A 6647-nucleotide genomic window follows, 5' to 3' on the forward strand; every position below is an offset into this window, starting at 1 on the left:
GCCTGAACGACATGAGGACCGCCGATTTCGTCGCGCTCGACGAGCAGTGGAGCACGCACAACTACCACCCCCTGCCGGTCGTGATCGCCGAGGCCGAAGGCGCGACGGTCACCGACGTCGAGGGCCGCCGCTATCTCGACTTCCTGTCCGGGTACTCCGCGCTCAACTTCGGGCACCGGCACCCGGCGCTGATCGCCGCCGCGACCGAGCAGCTGGGCCGCGTCACGCTGACGTCGCGCGCCTTCCACCACGACCAGCTGGGCCTGTTCTGCCGCGAGCTGGCCGAGCTGACCGGCACCGAGATGGTGCTGCCGATGAACTCCGGCGCCGAGGCCGTCGAGTCGGCGGTGAAGGTGGCGCGCAAGTGGGCGCACCAGGTCAAGGGCGTGCCGGACGGCACCGCCGAGATCATCGTGGCCGGGTCGAACTTCCATGGCCGCACTACGACGATCGTGTCGTTCTCGACCGACGAGACCGCGCGGTCCGGGTTCGGCCCGTTCACTCCCGGCTTCGTGACGGTGAAGTACGGCGACGCGGCCGCGCTGCGCGACGCCGTCACCGAGCGCACCGCGGCCGTCCTGCTGGAGCCGATCCAGGGCGAGGCGGGCGTCAACGTGCCGCCGGCCGGGTACTTCGCCGAGGTCCGGCAGCTGTGCGACGAGCACGGCATGCTGCTCATCGCCGACGAGATCCAGTCCGGCCTCGCCCGCACCGGCACGGTGCTCGCGCTGGACCACGAGGGCGTCCGCGCCGACGTCTACACGCTCGGCAAGGCACTCGGCGGCGGGATCATGCCGGTGTCGGCGGTGGTCGGCAGCCGGGCGGTGCTCGGGGTGCTCCAGCCGGGCGAGCACGGGTCGACGTTCGGCGGAAACCCCCTGGCGTGCGCGGTCGGGCGCGCGGTCGTGCGGCTGCTCGGCACCGGGGAGTTCCAGCAGCGCTCGGCCGAGCTGGGCGCCCACCTGCACGACCGGCTCGGCGCGCTCGTCGGCAACGGGCTCGCCGAGGTCCGCGGCCGCGGCCTGTGGGCCGGGATCGACATCGCCCCGGGCGGCCCGTCCGGGCGCGAGGCGTCCGAGGCGCTGGCCGGGCTCGGCGTGCTGTGCAAGGAAACGCACGGCTACACGCTGCGGCTGGCTCCGCCGCTGGTGATCTCACGCACCGACCTGGACCGCGGCATCGACGCCATCGCCCAGGTGATCCGCGCCTCCTGACCCAGCGGCACTCAAACGCCCCAATGTGGCGTTCGCTGCGTCCAACGCACCGAACGCCACATTGGGTGCGTCCAACGCACCCAATGCCACATTGGGGCGCTCGTCCGCCCCGTTCCGGAACCTGGTGTCCGGTGTGGACGTTGGGGAGGGCATGGGAGCAGGGGAATGGGTGGAGCGGCCGCTGGTCGAGGGCGGCGAGGCGCCGGGTGAGGTGTACGCGCGGGGCAAGGCGCTGCGGGAGAAGGCGACGGCCAGGGCGCATGACCACGCGGCGGCGGCAGGGGACCGGCCCACGCCCCGCGAGTACTTCGACGCGAGCAACGCCGGACGGCTGCCGGAGCTGATCGAGCTGCGGCGTGAGCGGATGTCGGCGTCGCCGTTCACGTTCTTCCGCGGCGCGGCCGGGCTGATGGCCGCCGATCTGGCGGGCACCCCGGCGTCCGGCGTCACGGCGCAGCTCTGCGGGGACGCCCACGCGGCCAACTTCGGGCTCTACGGCACGCCCGAGGGCGGCATCGTCATGGACATCAACGACTTCGACGAAACCGTGCCGGGACCGTGGGAATGGGACCTCAAACGGCTCTCGGCGAGCCTGGTGCTGGCCGGCCGTGAGGGCGGGATCGGCGAGTCCGGCTGCCGCGAAGCCGCCGAGGACGCCGTCAAGTCGTACCGGCGGACCATCCGCGCGCTGGCCGAGCTGCCGTTCCTCCGGTCGTGGAGCGCGCTGCCCGACTCGTCGGTGCTGAGCAAGGCGCGGGCGCACGAGCTGATCGACGACTTCGCCGACGCCGCCGGGAAAGCCCGCAAGAACACGAGCAAGAAGGTCGTCGCGAAGTGGACGCGGCGCATCGACGATCACGAAACCGGCCTGAGCAGGCACCGGTTCGTCGAGGACCCGCCGGTGCTCACGCACGTCGACGCGGCGACCGCGGAGGCCGTCGCCGCGGGCCTGGCGTCCTATGTGGACACACTGCGCGAGTCGCGCCGGACGCTGATCGCGCGGTACCGCGTCGCCGACGTCGCCTTCCGGGTGGTGGGCACGGGCAGCGTCGGGCTGCGCAGCTACGTCGTCCTGCTCCACGGCAACGACGACGAAGACCTTGTGCTGCAAGTGAAACAGGCCCAGCCCTCGGCACTGACGCGCTATCTCGGCCTGCCGGAGCCCGAGCACGAGGGACGCCGCATTGTCGACGGCGCGCGGCTCGTCCAGGCGGAGACGGACATCCTGCTCGGCTGGACCACCATCGGCGGAACGCCGTTCATCGTGCGCCAGTTCCGGAACCTCAAAGGCGACATCGATCCGACCGAGCTGGCGAAGGACCACCTCGACGACTACGGCCGTCTCGCGGGCGCGCTGCTCGCCCGCGCGCACACCCGATCAGCGCATCCGCAGCTGCTGGCGGGCTACTTCGCCGAGGACGAGGAACTCGACGAGGCGATCGGCGCCTACGCCGTCCGCTACGCCGACCAGACCGAGGCCGACCACGCCGCCTTCGTGTCGCGCCCCTGATCACGCGAGTTCTCCGTCCAATCACGCGAGTTCGCCCTCCAGTCACGCGAGATGACCGGAACGGGACAGAAATCCGGCCAAGTCTGGAGAACGAATTCCCCGCCGTGCTAGATCTTCGTCAACGGTTACCGGCGAGGGAGGCGGCATGGCGGACGTTCGGCGGCGCTCGGTGCTCGGCGGCGCGGTGGGCGCGGCACTGGCGGGGACGGCGTTGACCGGCACAGCGCTGACCGGCCTCGCGACACCGGCCGCGGCGGACACCACGGCATCGGACACGGCCGCATCGGGCACCGCGGAAGCGGCCGCACAGGGCAGGCGGCGCGCGTTCCGGCTCGGCGTCAACTACACGCCGTCGACGCGCTGGTTCCACATGTGGCAGGACTGGCGCGAGCGGGACCTGCGCCGCGACCTGGACGACATCGCGAAGCTGGGCCTCGACCACATCCGGATGATGCTGCTGTGGTCGGACTTCCAGCCCGAGCCGAACCTGATCAGCGGTGAGAAACTGGACCGCCTGCACGAGTTCCTCGACTACGCCGGCGACGCCGGGCTCGACGTCGAGATCACCGTGTTCAACGGGCACATCTCGGCCCGCTACTGGACACCGAACTGGCTCCAGACCACCCCCCAACCTGTCAACTGGTTCGCCGACCCCGCCGCTCTCGAGGCCCAGCGCGCGTTCCTCACCGCGCTCGGCAAGCGTATCGGCGGGCACCGACGTTTTCTCGGCTTCGACCTGTCGAACGAGCCGTACTACTACTGGGACTCGTTCGCCGGCTTGAACGTCACCGTCGCGCAGGCCGACAACTGGGCGAAAACCCTGCTCGCCACGGCGGGCGAAGTCGCGCCGGGCAAGTGGAACACCGTCGGCTGCGACCGCGCGCCATGGGACACCCGCGGCGACAAGTACTTCAGCCGCGCCACCCTCGCGACGGCGGGCGCGGTCACCGCCATCCACCCGTGGACGTCGTTCTTCGGCATCCTCAAGACCGACCCGCTCGGCACCTTCGCGACACACAACGCCGAACGGCTCGTGCAGCTCGCGCAGGCGTACGCGGCCGATCCAGCCTGGCCGTGCTGGATCCAGGAAGACGGCGCGGCGCCGTCGATCCACTTCAGCGACCAGACTCGGCCTCAGCTGGGAGAATGGATCAAGCGCTCCGTACGCAACGTCGCGAGTTGCGCACACACGCACGGCTTCACCTGGTGGTGCTCGCACGACGTCTCGCCGACGCTCGTGCCGAAGCTGAATCCCCTCGAATACGACCTCGGCCTCTACACGAACGACCGCAAGCTCAAGCCCGCGGGCGCCGCGATCCGTGAGATCGTGGCCGAATTCGACCGGAATCCGCCCAAACCCGCTTCCCGGACAACAGGAATCGTGATCCCGGACGACGATCCGCAGAGCGGGACGAACACCTTCTTCGCCCTCGCCTCGGCCGGGACGCGCGCGGCCTTCGTGCTGCGCAGCAAGGCCGGGGACCAGGCCCACCTCAAGGCACGCGGCATCACGAAGCTGGTGAACCCGTAACCCACGTGACTGCCAGGGGCGTCCTTTGTGGACGCAAGTGCCGAGGCTGTCGCGAACGGCGCGTTCGGGACGTTCAGCGTCGCCATCGGAGCGTTCGCGACAGTGGGCGGTGCGGTCGGCTACGCGGGGAGGCCCGAGGGACGCCCTGGGTGCGTTGAGTGCGACGAGGGCGTCCCTCGGTGCAGCCAGCGCACCAAAGGCGTCCCTCGGTACATCGGTGGCCCCGCGTTAAGGTCGGGCATGCCTTTCCGGTGGCCGACGCTCCTCGCCGTCGTGTGCGCGTTGCTCGCCCTCGCGCTCGGGCTGGTCTTCGCGGGCGACCACGCGCCCAGCGGCCTCGACACCGCCGCGCAGGCCGCGATCACCGGGTGGCCGCACGGGCTACTGCGTGCGCTCGTGCTGCCGACAGAGCCGTACGTGCTGCTCCCCGTGCTGGCGCTGCTGATCGTCTGGTGCCTGTACGCGCTGCGGCCGTGGGACGCGCTCTTCGTCGTCCTCGGTCCCGGGATCGCCGTCATGGCGAACACGTGGGCGCTGAAACCGTTGTTCGACCGCTGGAAGGGCGCGACGCTCGTCTATCCCAGCGGGCACACGGTCAGCATGGTGGCGACGCTCGTAGTGGTGTTCCTGCTGGTCCACGGCCTGGCCAGGACGCTCACCGCCAGCATCGGCGCGGTACTGCTCGTCGCCGTCTCGATCGGGATGATCGGGCTCGGGTACCACTACCTCACCGACGTCGTCGGGGGGACGCTCTTCGCGGTCTTCGCCGTCCTCGCGGTGCGTGGGCTGCTTACGCGGCTTGCACCGCGTCCCGTGCGAGTGCGGTCAGGCGACTGACGGCGCGAAGGTACTTCTTGCGGTAGCCGCCGTTGATCATCTCCTCGGTGAACAACGCGGGCAGCGGCTGTCCCGAGACGACGACCGGGATGGCGCGGTCGTAGAGCCGGTCGGCGAACGCGACGAGCCGCAGCGCGACGCTCTGGTCCGGCGCCGGGTGGATGTCCCGCAGGTGGACGCGGCCGACGCCGTCGAGCATCCGGCCATAGCGCGACGGGTGCAGCCGGGCGAGGTGCGCGCACAACGCGTCGAAGTCGTCCACAGTGGACCCTTCGTGCTGTTCGGCGGACGCGGTGAGCACGTCGTCGGCGACCGGCGGCGGGGCCTCGGGCAGGCCGCGGTGGCGGTAGTCGGGACCGTCGACGCGCACGACCGTGAAACGCGAGGCCAGCGACTGGATCTCGCGAAGGAAGTCCTCGGCGGCGAAGCGGCCTTCGCCGAGCTTGTCGGGCAGGGTGTTCGACGTCGCCGCGACGTACACCCCGGCCTCGGTGAGCTCGCGCAGCAGGCGGCCGATCAGCATCGTGTCGCCGGGGTCGTCCAGCTCGAACTCGTCGATGGCCAGCAGCCGGTGCCCGGACAGCCGCCGCACCGCCTCGGCGAACCCGAGCGCGCCGACGAGGTGGGTCAGCTCGACGAATGTCCCGTACGCCTTCGGGCCGGGCGTGGCGTGCCAGGTCGAGGCGAGCAGGTGGGTCTTGCCGACGCCGAACCCGCCGTCGAGGTAGAGCCCCATCGGGCCGGTCGCCTGCGTGCCACCACCGAACAGCGAGCGCAGTTTCGACTTCTTCGCCGGGGCCTCGATCCTGGCCGCGAACGCCGCGCACGAGGTGACCGCGGCGGCCTGGCTCGGCTCGTCCGGGTTCGGGATGTAGTTGGCGAACCGGACCGCGTCGAACCGGGGCGGCGGGACCAGCGTGCCGATCAGCTCGTCGGCGCTGAGCTGGGGATCGCGGTCGGTGAGATGCGCGGCGGGCATGGTCGGAAAGCCTAACGGCCGCCTCCCCGGTACCGCCGCCTCCCGGCCCCGAGTGTGCCGAAGGTCCCCTTCAGCACGTGCGAGAACGCCGGATTTTCCGCAGAATGCGGGCATGACACCACCGCGGCCGCCGCTCAAGCCCATGCTCGCCAAACCGGCCAAGGCGATCCCGGACACCGGCGGGCTGCTGTTCGAGCCCAAATGGGACGGCTTCCGCTGCCTGGTGTTCCGCGACGGCGACGAGCTGACGCTGCAGTCGCGCGCGGAGAAACCCCTCAACCGGTACTTCCCCGAGGTCGTCGAGCGGCTGACGAAAACGCTGCCCGAGCGGATCGTGCTCGACGGCGAGCTGGTCGTCGCGCGTGGCGGCAAGCTGGACTTCGACGCGCTGACCGAGCGCATCCACCCCGCCGCCAGCCGGATCACCCTGCTCGCGGCCGAGCAGCCCGCCGAGTTCGTCGCGTTCGATCTGCTCGCCCTCGGCGACGAGTCCTTTGTCGACGAACCGACGGCGAAGCGGCGCGAACGGCTCGAGCGCGTCGCGGGCGGCGGCATCCACCTCACCCCGGCGACCAC

General features: G+C 70.9%; 5 protein-coding genes and 1 pseudogene. 5 read left to right on the forward strand and 1 reads right to left on the reverse strand.

All coding sequences use genetic code 11. The annotated features are described in order from the left end of the window. Positions 1–11: 11 nt before the first annotated feature. From rocD to ACFW0G_RS28900, 4 genes are all read left to right on the forward strand, one after another. Positions 12–1214, forward strand: coding sequence for an ornithine--oxo-acid transaminase (gene rocD, locus ACFW0G_RS28885; protein ID WP_378328560.1), 1203 nt, complete (start codon positions 12–14; stop codon positions 1212–1214). A gap of 151 nt (positions 1215–1365) precedes the next feature. Beyond that, positions 1366–2724 (forward strand): DUF2252 domain-containing protein, encoded by a 1359-nt coding sequence (locus tag ACFW0G_RS28890; protein ID WP_378328570.1) that lies wholly within the window; start codon positions 1366–1368, stop codon positions 2722–2724. Between the two features lie 145 nt (positions 2725–2869). After that, positions 2870–4255 (forward strand): cellulase family glycosylhydrolase, encoded by a 1386-nt coding sequence (locus ACFW0G_RS28895; RefSeq protein ID WP_378328561.1) that lies wholly within the window; start codon positions 2870–2872, stop codon positions 4253–4255. Between the two features lie 240 nt (positions 4256–4495). Further along, the gene (locus ACFW0G_RS28900) at positions 4496–5092 is read left to right on the forward strand and encodes a phosphatase PAP2 family protein (RefSeq protein ID WP_378328562.1); all 597 of its coding nucleotides are present in this window, start codon (positions 4496–4498) and stop codon (positions 5090–5092) included. On the opposite strand, the gene zapE is transcribed toward ACFW0G_RS28900, so the two are convergent. Continuing rightward, positions 5046–6071: a cell division protein ZapE gene (zapE, locus tag ACFW0G_RS28905; RefSeq protein ID WP_378328563.1), complete on the reverse strand. Its 1026-nt coding sequence runs from the start codon at positions 6069–6071 to the stop codon at positions 5046–5048. The genes ACFW0G_RS28900 and zapE overlap by 47 nt on opposite strands. Positions 6072–6183: 112 nt before the next feature. On the opposite strand from zapE, the pseudogene ACFW0G_RS28910 reads away from it, so the two are divergent. Further along, positions 6184–6647, forward strand: a pseudogene (locus tag ACFW0G_RS28910) (ATP-dependent DNA ligase); the annotation flags it as partial.

Source organism: Amycolatopsis sp. NPDC058986 (assembly GCF_042741125.1).
GTDB lineage: Bacteria > Actinomycetota > Actinomycetes > Mycobacteriales > Pseudonocardiaceae > Amycolatopsis.

Coding starts and splice junctions, on each gene's coding strand:
- ACFW0G_RS28895 (WP_378328561.1), top strand. CDS start 2,870: ATGGCGGACGTTCGGCGGCGCTCGGTGCTCGGCGGCGCGGTGGGCGCG.
- ACFW0G_RS28890 (WP_378328570.1), top strand. CDS start 1,366: ATGGGAGCAGGGGAATGGGTGGAGCGGCCGCTGGTCGAGGGCGGCGAG.
- rocD (WP_378328560.1), top strand. CDS start 12: ATGAGGACCGCCGATTTCGTCGCGCTCGACGAGCAGTGGAGCACGCAC.
- ACFW0G_RS28900 (WP_378328562.1), top strand. CDS start 4,496: ATGCCTTTCCGGTGGCCGACGCTCCTCGCCGTCGTGTGCGCGTTGCTC.
- zapE (WP_378328563.1), bottom strand. CDS start 6,071: ATGCCCGCCGCGCATCTCACCGACCGCGATCCCCAGCTCAGCGCCGAC.